This window comes from Lacticaseibacillus sp. 53-4 (assembly GCF_016861805.1).
In the GTDB taxonomy this organism is placed as follows: Bacteria; Bacillota; Bacilli; order Lactobacillales; family Lactobacillaceae; genus Lacticaseibacillus.
The window spans coordinates 16828-34074 of the sequence record NZ_BOLT01000002.1; the positions used below are offsets into that span (position 1 = coordinate 16828).

Annotated in this window: 16 protein-coding genes; 1 reads left to right on the forward strand and 15 read right to left on the reverse strand. The window is 58.9% G+C overall.

Annotation, left to right across the window (positions count from 1 at the left end):
* Positions 1 to 254 precede the first annotated feature (254 nt).
* The 11 genes from dnaI to JUF21_RS01025 form a co-directional block, all read right to left on the reverse strand.
* A complete protein-coding gene (gene dnaI, locus JUF21_RS00975) occupies positions 255 to 1178 on the reverse strand; it encodes a primosomal protein DnaI (RefSeq protein WP_203624453.1) in 924 nt (307 codons plus the stop codon).
* Complete coding sequence (locus tag JUF21_RS00980) at positions 1159 to 2532, reverse strand: replication initiation and membrane attachment family protein (RefSeq protein WP_203624452.1); 1374 nt, start codon at positions 2530 to 2532, stop codon at positions 1159 to 1161. Before JUF21_RS00980 ends, dnaI begins: the two co-directional genes overlap by 20 nt.
* A 54-nt stretch (positions 2533 to 2586) precedes the next feature.
* Complete coding sequence (gene nrdR, locus JUF21_RS00985) at positions 2587 to 3057, reverse strand: transcriptional regulator NrdR (protein WP_125755401.1); 471 nt, start codon at positions 3055 to 3057, stop codon at positions 2587 to 2589.
* 53 nt (positions 3058 to 3110) lie between these two features.
* Complete coding sequence (gene coaE, locus JUF21_RS00990) at positions 3111 to 3707, reverse strand: dephospho-CoA kinase (protein ID WP_203624451.1); 597 nt, start codon at positions 3705 to 3707, stop codon at positions 3111 to 3113.
* Entirely contained in the window at positions 3704 to 4552 is an 849-nt protein-coding gene (gene mutM, locus JUF21_RS00995; RefSeq protein WP_203624450.1) for a bifunctional DNA-formamidopyrimidine glycosylase/DNA-(apurinic or apyrimidinic site) lyase, read from the reverse strand. Before mutM ends, coaE begins: the two co-directional genes overlap by 4 nt.
* Before the next feature lie 23 nt (positions 4553 to 4575).
* Positions 4576 to 7212, reverse strand: coding sequence for a DNA polymerase I (polA, locus tag JUF21_RS01000; RefSeq protein ID WP_203662568.1), 2637 nt, complete (start codon positions 7210 to 7212; stop codon positions 4576 to 4578).
* 389 nt (positions 7213 to 7601) lie between these two features.
* Positions 7602 to 8315 (reverse strand): Bax inhibitor-1/YccA family protein, encoded by a 714-nt coding sequence (locus tag JUF21_RS01005; RefSeq protein WP_125755393.1) that lies wholly within the window; start codon positions 8313 to 8315, stop codon positions 7602 to 7604.
* Positions 8316 to 8450: 135 nt separating this feature from the next.
* Positions 8451 to 9761, reverse strand: a complete 1311-nt coding sequence (gene murC, locus JUF21_RS01010; RefSeq protein WP_203624448.1) for a UDP-N-acetylmuramate--L-alanine ligase — start codon at positions 9759 to 9761, stop codon at positions 8451 to 8453.
* Positions 9762 to 9784: 23 nt separating this feature from the next.
* Positions 9785 to 11974, reverse strand: coding sequence for a DNA translocase FtsK (locus JUF21_RS01015; RefSeq protein ID WP_203624447.1), 2190 nt, complete (start codon positions 11972 to 11974; stop codon positions 9785 to 9787).
* Positions 11975 to 12136: 162 nt separating this feature from the next.
* Positions 12137 to 12787, reverse strand: coding sequence for a YtpR family tRNA-binding protein (gene ytpR, locus JUF21_RS01020; RefSeq protein WP_125755387.1), 651 nt, complete (start codon positions 12785 to 12787; stop codon positions 12137 to 12139).
* Between the two features lie 3 nt (positions 12788 to 12790).
* Positions 12791 to 13108, reverse strand: coding sequence for a thioredoxin family protein (locus tag JUF21_RS01025; protein ID WP_125755385.1), 318 nt, complete (start codon positions 13106 to 13108; stop codon positions 12791 to 12793).
* Positions 13109 to 13220: 112 nt separating this feature from the next.
* On the opposite strand from JUF21_RS01025, the gene JUF21_RS01030 reads away from it, so the two are divergent.
* Positions 13221 to 13523, forward strand: a complete 303-nt coding sequence (locus tag JUF21_RS01030; RefSeq protein ID WP_125755384.1) for a hypothetical protein — start codon at positions 13221 to 13223, stop codon at positions 13521 to 13523.
* Between the two features lie 118 nt (positions 13524 to 13641).
* Here the strand turns inward: JUF21_RS01030 and trmB are convergent, their stop codons facing one another.
* The 4 genes from trmB to JUF21_RS01050 form a co-directional block, all read right to left on the reverse strand.
* A complete protein-coding gene (trmB, locus tag JUF21_RS01035) occupies positions 13642 to 14301 on the reverse strand; it encodes a tRNA (guanosine(46)-N7)-methyltransferase TrmB (protein ID WP_125755382.1) in 660 nt (219 codons plus the stop codon).
* Between the two features lie 55 nt (positions 14302 to 14356).
* Positions 14357 to 15124 (reverse strand): phosphotransferase family protein, encoded by a 768-nt coding sequence (locus JUF21_RS01040; protein ID WP_239061389.1) that lies wholly within the window; start codon positions 15122 to 15124, stop codon positions 14357 to 14359.
* Positions 15125 to 15209: 85 nt separating this feature from the next.
* A complete protein-coding gene (locus JUF21_RS01045) occupies positions 15210 to 16430 on the reverse strand; it encodes an ABC transporter permease (RefSeq protein ID WP_203662570.1) in 1221 nt (406 codons plus the stop codon).
* Positions 16430 to 17161 (reverse strand): ABC transporter ATP-binding protein, encoded by a 732-nt coding sequence (locus JUF21_RS01050; protein ID WP_203662572.1) that lies wholly within the window; start codon positions 17159 to 17161, stop codon positions 16430 to 16432. Before JUF21_RS01050 ends, JUF21_RS01045 begins: the two co-directional genes overlap by 1 nt.
* Positions 17162 to 17247 lie beyond the last annotated feature (86 nt).

Consider the following 17247-nt stretch of genomic DNA (forward strand, 5'->3'; position numbering starts at 1 on the left):
CTCGCGGTTCCACCCGATTTGAAAGCACTGCTTTCCACTCGTTGCGCGTAACCTGCGCTGCGGGGGCCCGAAGGCCAGTCTCGGAAAGTGGTGCGGACGTCGATGCCTGGCTTTCAGCTCTGCCAGAACTCTCTGGATGGGACTTCCTTTTTGCTTCCGTCTTTGATACTTAGATTAAACCACAGCCCCTGGCGCGGTGCAAGGCTTACTCGGTAAAAAGTTCACGAATGGTGCACTAGTGTGCGCCCTGTTTGTCAGGCGTTGCGGCGGTCTGGCCCGCCGACCGTGATTTCCTTGGCCAAGAAGCGCACGCGCTCCATGATGCGCTGCGCCTTGACCGGCTCGTCGGCCTTGCCGGTTTCGCTGCCAGACAGAAACGCCGTCAGCTCCTGCATATTTTTGTTCGATGTAAACAAGGTTGGGAGTTCTTCCTGCATCCGGTACTGCAAAATCACGCCGAGCACCTCATCGCGGACCCAGGCGCTCCAGGCTTCGGCCCCGATATCGTCGATCATCAGCACCTTGGCCTTCTTGATGCGGTCGGTTTTGGCCAGCACGGAGTTGTCCGCAATGGCGCCTTTCATTTCCACCGCAAAGGTCGGGTAATGCAGCATGGTCGAGGCGATGCCCTGTTTGGCCAAGTCGTTCGCGATGGCGCCCAGCAGGTAAGTTTTACCGACGCCGAACGGCCCAGTCAGGTACAGACCCTTGTGAAATTGGTCCGGCGCCTCGGCCATTCCCATGGTGAAGTCGAGCGCGGACGACAGCGCCGCGCTGCGGTCGCTGGGATCGTAAGTCTCAAGGCTTGCCGACTTAATCGCTTTGGGCATGTTCAAAGCGGTGATCAGGCGCGCCTGGGCCGCTTGGGCGTCCTGCGCCACCTTCTCCGGCGTGGCCGTGTAAGTGATATCGATCAACCCATTGGAGGCGACTAACTGCGGCTGGTAGCCCGGCGCGATCAACGGGTCCCCGGCCGCCAGCCGATCACGGGCCGTGACGAACTCGTAAATCTTGGCCGCGCTGCGGCTGACTGCATCAGGGGCCAACTGGCGCTGATTGGCCTTCAAAAAGGCTTGCACGTCAGGGTCGGCGACAGCGTCTTGCATCATCTTGCGGTATTCCGCGGTCATTTGCCGCTGGTCCATGATCTTGGCTAGTTCATCCTTCATGGGTTTCATCGCTGTCATCCTTTCTCATGGCGCGCAGTTTGGCCAGTTTGGCTTCGATTGCGGCCGTCTCCGCCGGATCTGCCGCAGCGCTGCTGGCCTGATACGGCTTATCTAACCAGTCTGGCTTGGCCTCTTGGCGCGCCGGCTGCGTCTTGCGCTTGCGCGGTTGACTTTGCTTTTGCTGATAGTCCTTGATTTCCTGCAGCGCCCGCTCGGGGCTGTCGACGCCGGCCGCCAGCCAGCGGTTGGCAATCGCGTCCAGCAGTGCCTGATTGACGCTGTCGTAATTCTGCAGAATGTAGTCGATCAAGATATTAATGGTCGCGTTGTCGAAGACATTCCGCGAAGCCAGTTTGCGCACCGCCTGCAGCTCATTAGAGGCGACGAACAGCTGCGCGTTCTTGCGGTGCTTAGCGGCCTCCAAAAACTCGCGCGGCGGCGTGCTTTTGGCTTGCTGGATCAGCGCCTGCTCGCTGGTGGAAAGCGCCGGGCTTGCTGCGGCCGCCGGTGCCGCTTGAGCCGGCTGGGCACTGCCCTTTGGCGCCAGGTGAGGCGCCTGCTTCTGGTAGGCTTGCTCCACGATTTGGCGCAACGCGCGCAGGCTTAGCTCGCCGGTCGCCCGGTTGGTCGCCTGCTGTATGAAGCGCGCAAACACCGGCGGCGTCAGCCCGTAAAAGGTGGCCAGCTGGGCCAAAGCGGCGCGATGTTGCCCAATTTGGCCGCCTCGCAGCCCACTTTTGGTGGTGAGCGCTTCAAGCAGCTCCCAGTCGTAGCTGGCTCCGTCGCTCAAGGAGACCGCCGGCAGTGGCTTTTCCGCCACCTGCCGCTTGGCCTCCTTGGTCGCCGCATTTGGCGCCACCGACGTCAGCTGGAACACGTCCAGCAAGTTCGCCGACACGTCGCGCCAGGTCTGGGCCCTAACGGTGTGAATCGTATACCGGTTGGCCAGCTGAGTGAACCGCACTTCCCCGACCCGGTCGAACAGCAGCAAGCTCAGCGTGTCGTCCTGGAAAAAGCGATCCGCCGCAACCGGCCGGTACAGCTCATAGGCCCAATAGCGGCCGCCGGCGTCGGTCGAGGTGTAGGTCTTCATCAGGCCCAGCGCTTCCAGTCGCACGCGCGCCGCGTACAGCGTATCTAGATCCACGCCGAGCAGGTCCATCAAAGCTGTTTGCTTGCGGCGGTCGGCCGCGCCAGGCTGGCGCCGGGAATCGTTCCAGAGGCTGAGGTAAAGGGCGAGCGCGACGGGGCCAATCAGCGGCTGGTAAAGGTGCACGGCGACGTCTTGATCGAGGTCGCTAAAGTAAGTTGCCTGAACCACGATGAAATCGTCCTGTGCCATGTAGCTGCTGGGTTTGGTCACGCTGATCCCTCCTTTACTCAAAAAAGTGGCGTCGGTCGCCCCACGCCGGTTGGTTTACTTTCCTTGATCCTTTTCGCGCTTCATCATGTCCTGCAGTTCCTGCATGAACACGGACATGTCTTTGAACTGCCGGTAGACTGAGGCAAAGCGAATGTATGCCACGTCGTCAACTTCGGCCAGCTGCTTCATCACAAACTCGCCAATCTGCTGGCTCGAAACCTCGTTTTCGCCAATCGCGCGCAGCTTGTTTTCGACATTTTCGACGATTTTCTGCATCTGTTCCATGGTGACCGGCCGCTTTTCAGCCGCGCGGATCAGGCCCTTGAGAATCTTCTCGCGGCTGAATTCCTCGCGCGTGCCGTTCTTCTTGATCACCAAAAGCGGCGTCTGCTCGACCCGCTCAAAGGTGGTGAAGCGAAAGCCGCAGTTCTCGCATTCCCGGCGCCGGCGAATCGCACGGCCGCCGTCTGTGGGCCGAGAATCGACGACCCGCGAACTATTATGATGACAATGTGGGCAGAGCACAGGCACACCTTCTTCATTTTGATACTACATTATACCACGGGGCAATTTAACAATCACCGGCTCAAGTGGGCCAACAGCTCCTCGACCTGCTGCTTGCGCACTGCCGGCCCTTGCGAGTTATCGATCAAAAAGTCCGCACGCTGAATCTTCTCGCTAAGCGGCAGCTGCGCCTGGATGCGCGCCTGGGCTTGCGCCTGAGTCAGCCCGTCGCGGGCCATCAGCCGCTCAAGCTGCATGTTCGGCGGCAGCGTCACCACGGCCACCCCGTCAAAACTGTCTTCGTAATGCGTTTCGTACAGCAGCGGGATCTCCCCCACCACCACCTTGGCCGCAGTCGCCTTGGCCGCGGCCAGCGCGTCTTCAATGGCGGCCCGCAGGTACGGATGGTCGATGGCATTCAGCTGGGCAAGCTTTGCGGCGTCGTTGAATACAATGTCGCCCAGTGCCTTGCGGTCGAGCGACCCGTCAGACCGGATCACACCGGGGCCAAACGCCGCTTCGATTTTGCGCAGCGCCGGGCGGCCAGGCTCGACAATTTCGCGCGCGACCTCGTCGGCATCCACGACCGGACACCCGTGCCGGCGAAACTCGCCTGCCACGGTACTTTTACCGGTGGCAATCCCGCCGGTCAATCCTAAAACATACGTCATCTTACCTTGCGCTTCCTCAGTTTCTGACAGTGGGAACAAAAGTGTGTGCCCCGCTGGCCCACTTTGATTTTGACGATCGTCGTGCCGCACCGATCGCAAGGCGTCCCTTCACGGTCGTAAACGTGCAACTCATCCTGCATCGCCCCGCGCTTTCCAGTCGCGTCCACAAACGAGTGAACGCTGGTGCCGCCAAGCCGGATCGCCTTTTGCAGCTCGGCGATAATGTTATCATGCAGCAGCCGGGCTTCTTTTTTGGTGATAGTCGAAGCCGGCTGGGCCGGGTGCAGCTGGCTGAGCCACAGGCTTTCGTCGGCGTAGATATTGCCGACCCCGGCCACCACAGTTTGGTCCAAAATCACCGACTTGATCGGCGCCTTGCGCTTGTGAATCGTCTGGTAAAATGCAGCGGCGTCAAACGTTTCCAGTGTCGGCTCCGGGCCCATTTTGGCCAGGCCTGGCACCACGGTTCCTTCGCTGCCGGTCTTCACCAGCTGCATGCGGCCAAACTTGCGCATGTCCAAGTACCGGAGCTGCGATCCATCCGTGAAGGTCAAGGCAACGTGCCAAAACCGTGGGGCCGGATCATCCTGCCTGAGCGCCAGCTGGTACTTGCCTTCCATACGCAGGTGCGACACCAAGGTCACGGCGTTGTCAAAGCGGATCAGCAGGTATTTGCCCCGCCGGTCAATCTGGTCAATGGTCGCGCCTTTCAGCACTTGATTAAAGTGAAAAACGCCGCCGATCAGGATTTTCTCCCAGTCGGTCGTCACCTTTTGGACCGTTTTGCCGACGATCAACCCCGTCAGGCCGAGGCGCACATTTTCAACTTCTGGTAGTTCTGGCATTAGACCGGGCCTTCCTCATCTGTTTATTTGGCATCAAACCAGGTGTTGCCGTAGTGGCTTTCCACCTTCAGCGGCACGTCCAGCGCCACTGCCGAATCCATCACCTTAGGCACCAGGGCGGCGAGTTGGGCCATTTCCTCAGCGGGCCCCTCAAAAATCAGTTCATCGTGGACCTGCAGCAGCATGCGCGACTGCAGGTGATGCTCATCAAGCATTTGCTGCATACGGATCATCGCGACCTTGATGATGTCGGCCGCACTGCCTTGAATCGGCGTGTTCATCGCGGTGCGCTCGGCAAACTGGCGCAGGTTGAAGTTGCGTGAGTGGATGTCGTTCAGATAGCGGCGGCGGTGAAACAGCGTTTCGACGTAGCCTTTTTCGCGTGCAGTGGCAACCATCTTGTCCATGTAATCGTGGACCTGCGGGTACTGGGCGAAGTAGCCGTCGATGAAGGCCTTGGCTTGCGGGCGCGTGATGCCGATGTTCTTGGCCAGCCCAAAATCGGAGATGCCGTAAACGATCCCGAAGTTGGTGGCCTTGGCCTGCCGGCGCATGTCCGGGGTGACCTGATCCGGCGAATCCAGGTCAAAAATCTTCATCGCCGTGTTGGCGTGAATGTCGCGGTCCTCTTTGAAGGCCTCTTGCATATTCTTGTCACCGGAAATGTGCGCCAACACGCGCAATTCGATTTGCGAATAATCGGACGAGAAAATCTGCCAGCCTGGCTGGCTCGGCACAAAGGCCTGGCGCACCTGCTTGCCTTCATCGCGGGCCGGAATATTTTGCATGTTCGGGTCAACAGAAGACAGGCGGCCCGTCGCTGTCAGCGTCTGCAGATAGCGAGTGTGGATCTTCCCATCAGGCAGCACGGCCTTGAGCAAGCCGGCCACATAAGTCGACTGCAGCTTGGCCACGGTGCGGTAGTCCAGAATGTCCTGAACGATTGGGCTGGCGGATTTCAGTTGTTCCAGCACATCGACCGAGGTCGAATACCCGGTCTTGGTTTTTTTGATCACTGGCAGGTTGAGTTTTTCAAACAGCACCTCGCCCAGCTGCTTGGGCGAATTCAGGTTGAACTTGAGCCCGGCCTCACCGTAAATCCTTTCCTCGAGAACATGCATGGTGCTCGTCCACTGGTCGCCCATTTCGGTGAGCTTGGGCTGATCCAGCACGATGCCGGCGATTTCCATGCGCGCCAGCACCTTGGCCAGCGGCATTTCCATATCAGCAAACAGCTTAGTCTGATCCTGGTCGTCGAGGTCCTTCAGCAGGTGCGGCCGCAGCGTCAAAATGGCCTGGGCCTTTTCCGCAAAGTGCGTGAACAGCTTGGCGTCTTCGGGCACCTGGCGTTTGGCCCCTTTGCCATATACATCTGCGTCCAGCGGCAGCGTGTAATCGTGGTCCTCGGCGATTTGGCCGAAGTCGTTGCTGTTTTGATCCGGGTTCAGCAAATAAGACGCCAGCAGGACGTCGAACCCGATTTTAGGCAGCTTGAGGTCCAGCCGGTTGGCCGCCACCAGGTTGCGCTTGGCGTCGAACACCGCCAGCTCGTGGCTCGCCAGCCAGCTTGACAGCGGCTTGAGCGTCAGCAGCGTCACATCAGCCGAGACAAAAGTTTCGTCTTTTGTGCCGATGAAAAAGCCAATCTGCGGCGACACATGATAGTTGTCGTCAAGCATTTCAATTTCAAACGCCACCGGCAGATTAGTTTTGGGCAGCTGATCCAAATTCGCGTCGGTCAGCACGACGTAATGCAGGTTTTTCTTTGGCTCCTCAGCGGCATCCCCGGGCAGCTTTTTCAGCGCCTGGCGCATATCGAGGCGCGTGTACAGGTCGCGGAGCTTTTCAATGTCCGGCCCCTTGTAGGCAAGGTCATCCAGGCCAATTTCGATGGGGGCATCTTGATCGATGGTCGCCAAAGTTTGGCTCATGATGGCCTGGTCGTGGTCATTGATCAGGTTCTCCTTCATTTTGCTTGGCTTCAGGTCATCGATGTTCTTGTACAGGTTATCGATTGAGCCGAACTGGTGGAGCAGCTTGAGCGCGGTTTTCTCGCCGACCTTGGTGACGCCTGGATAGTTGTCAGACGTGTCGCCCATCAGGCCCTTGAGGTCGATGATCTGCTTGGGCTTCAGGCCCATGGTGTCTTCAATGTGCGCCGGCGTGAACGGCTCCAGTTCACCGACCCCCTTGCGCGTCACCTGAACCGTAACATTGTCGGTCGCCAGCTGCGTCAGATCGCGGTCGCCGGTGATGATGTCGGTGTGCCAGCCGCGGGCCTCGGCCTCGCGGGCCAGCGTCCCGATGATGTCATCGGCCTCGTAGTCCTGCAGGGCGTAGTGACGAATGCCGTGGTCCTCCAGCAGCTCATTGATGTATGGCAGCTGCTCGATGAACTCTGATGGCGCCTTTTGCCGCTGGCCCTTGTAGTCATCGAACATCTTGGTACGGAAAGTTCCACCGCTTTTGTCGAACGCGACCAGCACGTGCTGCGGCTTGAACTCATCCATGACGTTGTCGAGCATGTTGTTAAAGGTCATCACCGCATTGGTGTGAAGTCCGTCCTTGTTAGTAAACCGGTCCATCTGCGTGTACATCGCGTAAAACGCCCGAAACGCGAGCGAGCTGCCGTCGATCAGCAGTAATTTTTCTTGTGCCATAGCTGCCTCCTGTTCTGGTCTTTATTATAGCAGACCCGCTCTGGGATTTTTTGGCAGACAAAAAGCCTTACCATGAAGGCAAGGCTTTGTTCTCAATCGGGCTCCGGTCAACAACGGTCGAGTATCTAGCTACGCTTAGCCCTTCACCCGCTCTGCAGGCAAAAGCCCAAGCTAGGCTAGCTGTCGACCCAAAACCGTTGAACTGCGCACCTTGGTTTAAATCGGGCTCCGGCTTGGCAGCTAACGCATGTCACCCTGTAACTCGCTTTGCTCGTACAGGCTGATCAACGCCCGAGCAGCTAGCTACGCCTAACGCCTCGCCGCCAAAAGCAGCGGCAATGCGTTAGGCTAGGCTAGCTGTCGGGCTAAAACCGCCAAGCCTGCGCACCTTAGTTTCTGTTTGAACTCCCACCGAACAACTGCAGCAGGACCAGGAAAATGTTCAGGAAATCCAGGTACAGTGCCAACGCACCCTGAACCGCCAGGCTGTTGGTGTTGATTGTGTAGCCGCCGCGGCTGTCCGCGGTCAGATAAATCTGCTTGAGCTTTTGCGTATCAAACGCCGTCATCACGATGAAGATGATCAAAATCGCGTAACTGATCAGGTACATCAGGCCGGTCGACCCCAAGAACATGTTGATCAAGCTCAGCACGATCACGCCGATCAGCGCAGTGAACGCCATCGACCCCGCGCGGCTCAGATCTTTCTGGGTCGTCCGCCCGACAATGGACATGGTCAGGAAGATCACGGCGGTCGTCAGAAACGAGATCGCCACGATCGACTGCCGATACGACATCAAAATAACCGTGAAGGTGACGCCGTAGCTCGCCGAGATCAGGTAGAACATCAGGCTAGCGTATGCCGAATTGGCCTGTGCACGCCGGCTGCTTACCCCGAACGACAAAATGAATGGGAGAAAGATCAGCACGTAGAACATGATCGGGTGGGCACTGATGAAGCCGACGTACTGCGGGAGAAAGACTGTCCCGAGCAGATACGAGATCACCGCCGTCACCAGCAGCCCCAGCCCCATGGTGGAATACACCTTGTTGAAGAATCTGGTCATCCCAGAATCGTTGACCACTCGCCGTTCTTCTTGCATGTAATCATTCCTTTCAGTTACCTAACTTGGCTCTATTATAACAGAATCAAAGGGCAATCAAGTTGGACTTTAGTCTGAGTTCGCGCCGTGTCACATTGGGCAAAAAACACCATCTCAGTCGAGATGGTGTCCATGCTACTTGTTCAGCAGGTCTTTGAAGGCCGTTTCGTACTTTTGGACGTCGCCGGCGCCCATGAAGACCAGCACACCGTCCTTATGGTCCAGCAGCGGCGACACGTCGTCCAGGTGCAACACCTGGCCGCCCTTTTGAATCTTGGCGACCACATCCTCAGCCGAAACCGAGCCGGAGGTTTCCCGCGCGGAACTAAAGATTGGCGTGACGAAAACCGAATCGGCTGTGTTCAGGACCGCGGCAAATTCGTCAAGGTAGGCGATGGTCCGCGAGAAGGTGTGCGGCTGGAACACCGCCACGATTTCCTTGTTCGGGAACTTCTGCCGCGCCGCATCCAGTGTCGCTTTGATTTCGTTGGGATGGTGCGCGTAGTCATCGATGATGACCGTGCCTTTGACATCCGTTTCGGAAAAACGCCGCTTGACGCCCTTGAAGCCGGCCAGCTCGCGTGCGATGTAGTCAGGGTTTAGCCCTTCGGCATCGCTGACCGCCACCACGGCCAGCGCGTTCAGGACACTGTGCTCGCCAAACAGCGGCACGAAGAAGTGCCCGATTTTTTGGCCGTCGTGGTAGGCGTCAAATCCTGAGCCCTCGGTGGTCCGCTCGACGTTTTTCGCCTGATAATCATCTTCATCGGACAGGCCGTAGTAGTAAATCGGCACTTTGGCCGTCAGCTTACGCAGCCACTTGTCGTCGCCCCAGGCAAAAATGGCCTTTTTAACCTGGCTGGCTTCCGTTTCAAACGCATCGTACACGTCTTCGATCCCGGTGTAGTAATCCGGGTGATCGAAATCGATGTTCGTTGCGATGAGGTAGTCCGGGTGATAGGCCAAAAAGTGCCGGCGATACTCGTCCGCCTCGAACACGAAGAACTTCGAGTCCTTGGTGCCCTTGCCGGTGCCGTCACCGATCAAGTACGAGGTCTTGTCGATGCCGCTCAGCGTGTGAGCCAACAGCCCGGTGGTTGAGGTCTTGCCGTGGGCGCCGGCAACGCCGATGCTGGTGTAATTTTCCAGCAGCTTGCCCAGGTACTCGTGATACCGGAAAAATGGCAGGCCCAGCTCCTTGGCGCGGCGCACTTCGGGATGCTCGTCAGTGAAGCTGTTGCCGCAAATAATGGTGTAACCCGGCTTAATGTTGTCCGCGTCAAACGGCAGCATCTTGATCCCGGCAGACTCAAGCCCGCGCTGGGTGAAGGTGAACTGCGTGATGTCAGAGCCCAGCACTGTGTGGCCCAAATCGTGAAGGATCAGTGCCAGCGCACTCATCCCTGAACCTTTGATCCCGATGAAATAATCGATTTCCTCTGTCATTGTCTGTGTCTACCCTTTCAGCTTCAGCCGGCGTCATGAGGCGTCGGCAGATCTTGTTTGTTAATGTACACGTCGCGCGGCTTAGCGCCATTTTGCGCGGATATGTAATGACGGTCAGTCAGCTCGTCGATGAGCTTGGCTGCCCGGTTGTAGCCAATGCTAAACTGGCGTTGCAGCGCCGAAGTCGAGACGGTATCAGCCGCCGCCACATATTTTAGCACTTGTGGGAACAAGTCGTCCTGCGCTTCGATGGCCTGCGCCTTTTTCACTAACTGGTGCGGGTCAAACAGGTATTGCGGCGGTTGCTGCTGCCGCACAAAAGCGGTCACCTGCTCGAGCTCCGAGTCGATAAATGCGCCTTGCAGCCGAATCGGCTGGCTTGCCCCATTGCCCAGGTACAGCATGTCGCCGCGCCCCAGCAAATTTTCCGCGCCGGCGTGGTCGATGATGGTGCGAGAATCGACCTGGCTGGCCACCATGAACGCGATGCGCGTCGGAATGTTGTTCTTGATGGTCCCGGTGATGACATCCACGCTCGGCCGCTGGGTGGCGACAATCAGGTGAATGCCTGCCGCCCGCGCCTTGGCCGTGATTCTTGCGATGTAATCTTGAATCTCGCTGGCGGCGACCAGCATCAGGTCGGCCAGCTCGTCGATAATCACGACAATGCTCGGCATGACCTGACTGTCCTTACCGTGCTGCCGCGCCAGCGCGTTGAACTGCGCCAGGCTGCGGGCATGCGCTGCCGCCATTTTTTCGTAGCGGCGTTCCATTTCGTCCACGACCCACTTCAGCGCCGCACTGGCACTTTTCGGATCGGATACCACTGGCGCGACCAGGTGCGGCAAGCCATCGTACACGGCCAGCTCCACCGCTTTGGGGTCGATCAACAGCAGGCGCACCTGCTGCGGCGTCGCCTTATACAGCAGCGACGTGATCAGACTGTTGATGAAAACGGACTTGCCCGCCCCGGTTGCGCCGGCGATCAGCCCGTGCGGCATGTTAGCCAAATTGGCGACCACCGGCTGGCCAAACAAGTTCACCCCAAGGGCAATGGTCAGCGGCGACTTCGCATCACGAAACGCCGGCGCCGCCAAAATTTCTTTGAGCATCACCGGCCGCGCCTTTTGGTTGGGCACCTCAATGCCGACCGTGCTGTGGCCAGGGATGGGCGCTTCAATGCGAATATCGCGTGCCGCCAGCGCCAGCTTCAGGTCGTCCTGCAAGTTAGTGATCTTGCTGACCTTCACCCCTGGCGCCAGGCGCAGCTGGTACTGCGTCACGGTCGGCCCCACGGTGCTGGTGACAACATGCGCATCCACGTGAAAATTGGCCAGCGCCGCATCCAGCTGCGCGGTTTGCTTGTCGACCCACGCGCGCTGGGCCGCAGCGTCCGCCTGCACCGGCGGCTTGAGCAGGGACAGCGGCGGCAGCTGATAAGCTGCAAGCTGTCCCTGCGTCTGGGCTGAAGCAGCCACTGGTGGCTCCTCACTGCGCCGCTCGTCTGAACGAGGCTTTTGCCCCGCCAAAAAGCTGCGCACACTGCCGGCCACCGCACGCGGATCCGGCCGCGTCGAGGCCCTGTGCGGCCTTGACGGCGGGGCCGTCTGACTGGCCGCGGGGGTCCTCAGCAGTTCCGACACCGTTGCCGGGACGTGGCCGTCCGCGGTTTTGACCTGCGTCAACGGTGTGGTTTGAGCAAGTTCGCGGTCAACCGTCTGCGGATCGATATCAGCGGCCAGCGGCGTTTCTGGCTCGTCTTCTGGATGATCATCGGCTGGTGCGGCGGATTCAGTCACCCGTGCTGCCCGCGTCTCGTCGCGTTGCGGCTGCGTGTCCGTTGTGGTGGTCGACGCAAGGGCTTCACGGGACCCAGCAGAATCGTCATTTGCCGAGCTCAAGTCATCGGCGTCTTCCGCTTCTGGCGCCGGCTGCGCCCATGGCGCGTCTGCGCTGCCGTCATCGAGCACGTACAGCCGGTCAGGCGCCACCGTCAGCGCCTGCACAATTTTCAGGTAATCCACCTGGTCCTCGCGCTTGCGTTTGGCCACACTGTCGGGCGTGACCAGCGCGTCCATTGGCGCCACAGTCAAATCAGACTGCGGCGTGGCGGGTTTGGCTTCATGGTGCCGCAGGCCGCGGGGCGGCAACGGATACGCCGCCGGTTTGGGCGATTCTGGCCGATGAAACACTGGTCCGTCATAATGTGCCATGCCTTCGCCCCTTTCCAAATCGTTTCTGTGCTTATTTTAGCATACGTGCACCGTGAATCAGCCTGCCCTCATGAAAATGAGCGGCTTTATTTTCACGCCAACGCGACAATTTTTCATTGCCGAGCCAAATCAAAAACGGCCCTCCGAGGAGAGTCGTTGACTTTAGGCTTGGGCCGCAACCACGGCTTCGGCCTTTTTGAAATCGAACGGGGTGCCGGCCGGAATGCTATCCGGCATCAGCAAGATCCCGCGCTTGTTGGAGGCGCCGGGAATCCCGAGCTCCTTGGCTGAGCTCAGCATGCCATCACTTTCGACGCCCATCAGCTCGCCTGGCCAAATGATTTTGCCGTCCGGCATCATTGCCCCAGGCAGCGCCGCCACGACGGTTTCGCCCAGTGCCGCGTTCGGCGCGCCGCAGACGATCTGCTCCTGGTGGGTGCCAAAGTCGACCTTGGTGATGTGTAAGTGGTCGGACTTTGGGTGGGCCTTGAAGTCGATGATCTTGCCGATCACAAACTTCGGGGTGTCTTCAAGCGGCAGAGCGCCTGGCAGGCCGGCCGCGGTAATGGCGGCGTTCAACTGACGGCGCGCGTCCGCATCCAGCGTGACCTGACCTTGGCCCGAGACGCTCACAATGTCGCTCACCTGGAAAAAGTTGAACCCGAGCGGCTGGCCCTGCTGGTCGTAGATACCGGTGATGTGCTCTGCCGACTTGACGACTTCATCAGCCTGATCTGGGGCCAGCACCGCGATCAGCGTGTCGCCCCAGGCGGTTTGGTTATAACTAGTGATCAAAAGAAGTTCCTCCCTGATGACCTAGGCCAAGCCAGAGATGAAGTCCTCCACCTGCTGCTTAGTCTTGCGGTCTTTATTCACAAAGCGGCCGATTTCCTTGCCGTCTTCAAACGCGATGAAACTTGGGATCCCCATCACGCCCATTTCTTGTGCGACCTTAATGTTATCATCACGGTCGACCTTGATAAAGCGGTAGTCGGAAAAGTCCTTCTCAATTTCTGGCATGGCCGGCTTGATGAAGGCGCAGTCTGGGCACCAGCCGGCGGTAAAGAACAGCATCTGCTTGCCTTGGCCCTTTGCGGCTTCCAGAATTTCAGCATCATTTTTAAATTCTTTCAATGTGAGCGCTCCTCGCTAACTTTTAATAAGGATATTATACAAAGTTCTCGCTCAGATAGCAATGCACGCGCGACAATTTTCCGCTATACTGAGACCCAAAAGGAGCGCCGCCATGAAAAAATCGACCGCATGGTGTGCCGGCCTGCTGAGTCTCAGCGCGCTGGCCGCCGCTTACACCTATCTCAACCATGTTTACTGGCACAAAACGCTGCCGAACAAGTTATTCCGCCGTGTGCAAACAGAGCTGGCCGAACCCAGCAGCATCACCGGTGGCTGGATCGACATGAACCCTGACGCCAGCCTAGTTGACGGCAAGCTGCTGGCGAGCTACCGCGGCGGAGTCACGACCACCTCTGGCACGTTTCACTTCACCGTCGCCGAAACCGGCAAGCTCGTCCACCTCGACCGGATCTAGTGCGCAAGCCAAAGTTGACTTGTCGGGTTCCATAAGCAACGCGCCTGCACTGCGATTTAGAAAATCAAATCGCAGCGCAGGCGCGTTTTGTGCTTTACGCTAAAAACCGCTTGATGGCTCAGCCTTTTGCTTTGGCCTCAGGAAAGCGGGCCAAGAGCTCGTAGATGCGGCCGCCGCGGCTGGCAAATTTGTGCTCGTACTCGGTTTCCACGTTGTCCTGGACCCGGCGGTCGTGATGCAGATCCAGCGCAACCAGCTCAAACGTCAGACCGTAGTTGTTCATGCTGACCAGGGAATATTCAAAAAAGCCCTGGTTATCCGTTTTGAACTGCAGCTGCCCGCCGGCTGGCAGAATCGCCTGGTACTGCGCCAGAAACGTCTTGTAAGTCAGACGCCGCTTTTCGTGGCGACTCTTGGGCCAGGGATCGGAAAAGTTGAGGTACAGCCCGGTGATCTCCCCTGGCGCAAAGTACGTCGTCAGAGCCGCGCCATCGCCAAGAATCAGCTGCAGATTCGGCAGCTTCAGTTCAACTTGTTTGCGCAGGATATAGGCGATGGCAACCTCCTGAATCTCCAGCGCGATGAAGTTGCGATCCGGGTGCAGCTTCGCCATTTCGGTGATGAACTGGCCTTTACCTGAGCCCACCTCCAAAAACAGCGGCTGTTCTTGAGCAAAGCGTGCCTGCCACTTGCCAGGCATCCCCTCTGGCCGCACACTGATGTACTCCGGGTGCTGTTCAATGAGCGGCGCCGCCCATGGCTTATTTCTTAATCGCATAAAATACTCCTTTTCAAGGCAAGGACCGCGCAACGCGTGCGCGGTCCTTTTTTGGCTATAGTTGGCTGAGCTGCTGCAACTGCGTCAGCGCGTTGTTCATCTCAGTGTAGCGCTGCGCGGTGTACTGGGCAGCGACCTCGTGCAGCAAGTGCAACCGCCCGTACCAAACGATGCGGGCCAGGAGGTCATCAGACAGCGGCGTGCCATACGCCGCCAGCCACTTGGCCCACTGGCTGCGGGGCACGTAGTTGATCAGCACCACGCTGAGGTCAAACGCAATGTCGCCTAAACTGGCCTGGTCCCAGTCAACCAAGTAAAGCTGTTGAGAATCGGACAGCAGCCAATTCTTGTGGTTCAAGTCGCCGTGGCACACCCGCAAAGGCGCAGCGGACGGTAAGGTCTGCAAGGCCGCAATGGTCGCCTGCATCAACGGGTGCGTACGCAGCGGCTGAGGCACCTTAGCCACGTACTGGTCGAATAACTGGCGCGGGGTTTGCGGCGCACCGCCGACTTTTTTCAGCATGCGCCGCAAAAGCACCGAGTTATGCACTTTCGCGAGCAGCTGGGCGACCATCGGACTGTTCATCTGCTCGCGGGTCAGCGTGCGGCCGTTGACCCAGTCCTGAGCGGTCAGGACGTCGCCGGTGGCAATGCGTTTGGTCCAAATCAACTTGGGGGTGACGCCCTCAACCGATAAGGCCGCCAAAAATGGGGACGCATTGCGTTTTAAAAAGAATTTCTCGTGTGCGTACACGCCCATGAACGCACCACCGGTCGTGCCGCCAATCGGCTCCAGCGACCAGCCGGGTTCCAAATCGAACAATGCCGCTGCCTCCTCCGACAGCCCCAATCAGGCTACAAAATTTTTCGAATCATAAAGTCATCTTACAGAACCGATGCGCCCGCGGTCAAGCCGGCATCAACGGTTTTTTCCGCAGGCGGTACGGCAAGTACCAAAAGGCGAATAAAACCGCGACCAGCAAGGCGCCGGCGCCGGCCCATAACGCGACCACCCAGTGGCCGAGCGCAAGCGGGCCGGCCGTCAGGACCAGTGCGAACACCACCAGCAGCACAGCGGTCAAGTGCTGAAACGCCGCGCGCTGCTGGCTGGCGGGCACGGGGTAAAGCCGCGCCATCACCATTTCCGAGTACGCAAACGCGAGCGGCAGCAGCTGGAACCCCACCAGGTACACCAGCAGGCCAGCTACCAGCGCCGCCAGCCACCAGACCTGGATCAGCGCCAGCACCACCGCGCCGACGATCACCAGCCGCACCCACAGGCCCAGGTACGTCGTCTGGCGCAAAAAGCCGCGCAGGTAAAGGTAAGCCCAGGTGTGCGCCGGCGTCTTGCGCACCAGCGGCAGAAAAATGTCCAGCCACTTGCGGCGGTGCACGCCGGAATTCAGCCCCGGCACATCAGTGAACAGGTTGTAAAAGCGGTACAGGCGATCCATCCGTTTGGCCTCGCTGGCGTTCAGGCTCAGCCAGTCCAGCGTCGCCGGCTGAAAGTGCCCAGCCAAAACGACCCAGCGAAAGATCAAGTCCAAAGCCAGGGCAATAATCATCCCATAGGCCGGGTGCAGGAACAGCCCCAAAGTCAGCGCGGCAAACGCGGCGACGAACAGCGGAAAGCGGCTGACCCACGCCGGCCGCTGCACCCCGTAATGCTCGATCAGCTGCAGCCACAGGTCCAGGTCTTTGAAGATCAGCAGCAGCGCCCCTAAGGTGATGCCGCCGCTGAGCGGATCGATGTTCAACACCAGCAGTAGCGGCACACTGGCCGCCGCCCCCAGCGCCAGCACGGCGCTTGGCAGCATCAAGGAATACCGCCGCGCTTTGAACAAGTACTGCGCAAACGCGCTGGTTTGCGGCAGCAGGAACGTGGCGTCCGCGGGCTCGCTCAAGCTGGCCAAGCGACCAAAGCTGAGCAGCGCGGTCAGGACCAGCGCCAGGGCCGGCCGCAGCCAACAGCTTGGCATCAGCTGCCGTACCCACTGGCTGTAGCCGTAAAGCAGCGCGCCGAACAGGATCAACAGGATCAGGACAAAATGATCGTTGAAGACGAGCCGCAAATACTTGAATTGCGTTTTTTGATGCCGCCTTAAGCGGGTTTGCCAAAGCTTTCGCATCAGTGCTCCTCCGTCATGGCCATGTAAATGGCATCCAGACTGGCGTCGGCTGCGAGCTGGAAGTCCTCGCGCAGGTGCGCCATGTCGCCGGTTGCGCGGACCTGCCCGCTTCGCAGCAGCACGAACTGATCCGCGTACTGCTGGGCCGTGGCCAGAATGTGGGTGGACATCAAAACCGACGCCCCGGCGGCCTTTTTGGCCTGCACCAAATCGAGCAGGTCATGCACCGCCAAGGGGTCCAGGCCGGTGAATGGTTCGTCGATGATGTACAGCTTGGCGTTCGTCATGAAGGCGGCGACGATCATCACCTTCTGCTTCATCCCCTTGGAAAACTTCGCGGGGAACCAGTCCAGCTTGTTGTCCAGCCGGAACTTCTTGAGCATGTCCTTGGCCCGCGCCCACGCCTCGTCCTTATCCAGCGAGTACGCCATCATGGTCAGCTCCAGGTGCTCGCGCAGCGTCAGCTCCGAGTACAGCACCGGCGTCTCCGGCACATAGGCGATCGCCTGGCGGTAGCCGTCCGGGTCTTCGGCCAGGGTCTTGCCGTCAATGGTGATCTGGCCCTTTTGCGGGGTGAGCAGCCCGATGATGTGCTTAATCGTGGTCGACTTGCCGGCCCCGTTCAAGCCGATCAGCCCGACAATGGTCCCGTCTTCCACCGTTAAATTCAAATCCTTGAGCACCTGCAGGTTGCCATACCCGCCGGTGACGTGTTCTAGCGTCAGCGTCATGCCCAGCCTTCTTTCTTTGTACTCAGACTAATAGTTATATGATAGCATGGAAGCAGATTAAACGTTGATGAAAGAGGGAAAAGAAC

Excerpts from the sequence above, each read along its gene's own strand:
- murC (WP_203624448.1), bottom strand. The coding sequence starts at position 9,761 with ATGACAGAGGAAATCGATTATTTCATCGGGATCAAAGGTTCAGGGATG.
- JUF21_RS01030 (WP_125755384.1), top strand. The coding sequence starts at position 13,221 with ATGAAAAAATCGACCGCATGGTGTGCCGGCCTGCTGAGTCTCAGCGCG.
- coaE (WP_203624451.1), bottom strand. The coding sequence starts at position 3,707 with ATGACGTATGTTTTAGGATTGACCGGCGGGATTGCCACCGGTAAAAGT.
- trmB (WP_125755382.1), bottom strand. The coding sequence starts at position 14,301 with ATGCGATTAAGAAATAAGCCATGGGCGGCGCCGCTCATTGAACAGCAC.
- JUF21_RS01005 (WP_125755393.1), bottom strand. The coding sequence starts at position 8,315 with ATGCAAGAAGAACGGCGAGTGGTCAACGATTCTGGGATGACCAGATTC.
- JUF21_RS01050 (WP_203662572.1), bottom strand. The coding sequence starts at position 17,161 with ATGACGCTGACGCTAGAACACGTCACCGGCGGGTATGGCAACCTGCAG.
- mutM (WP_203624450.1), bottom strand. The coding sequence starts at position 4,552 with ATGCCAGAACTACCAGAAGTTGAAAATGTGCGCCTCGGCCTGACGGGG.
- JUF21_RS01015 (WP_203624447.1), bottom strand. The coding sequence starts at position 11,974 with ATGGCACATTATGACGGACCAGTGTTTCATCGGCCAGAATCGCCCAAA.
- polA (WP_203662568.1), bottom strand. The coding sequence starts at position 7,212 with ATGGCACAAGAAAAATTACTGCTGATCGACGGCAGCTCGCTCGCGTTT.
- dnaI (WP_203624453.1), bottom strand. The coding sequence starts at position 1,178 with ATGAAACCCATGAAGGATGAACTAGCCAAGATCATGGACCAGCGGCAA.
- JUF21_RS01045 (WP_203662570.1), bottom strand. The coding sequence starts at position 16,430 with ATGCGAAAGCTTTGGCAAACCCGCTTAAGGCGGCATCAAAAAACGCAA.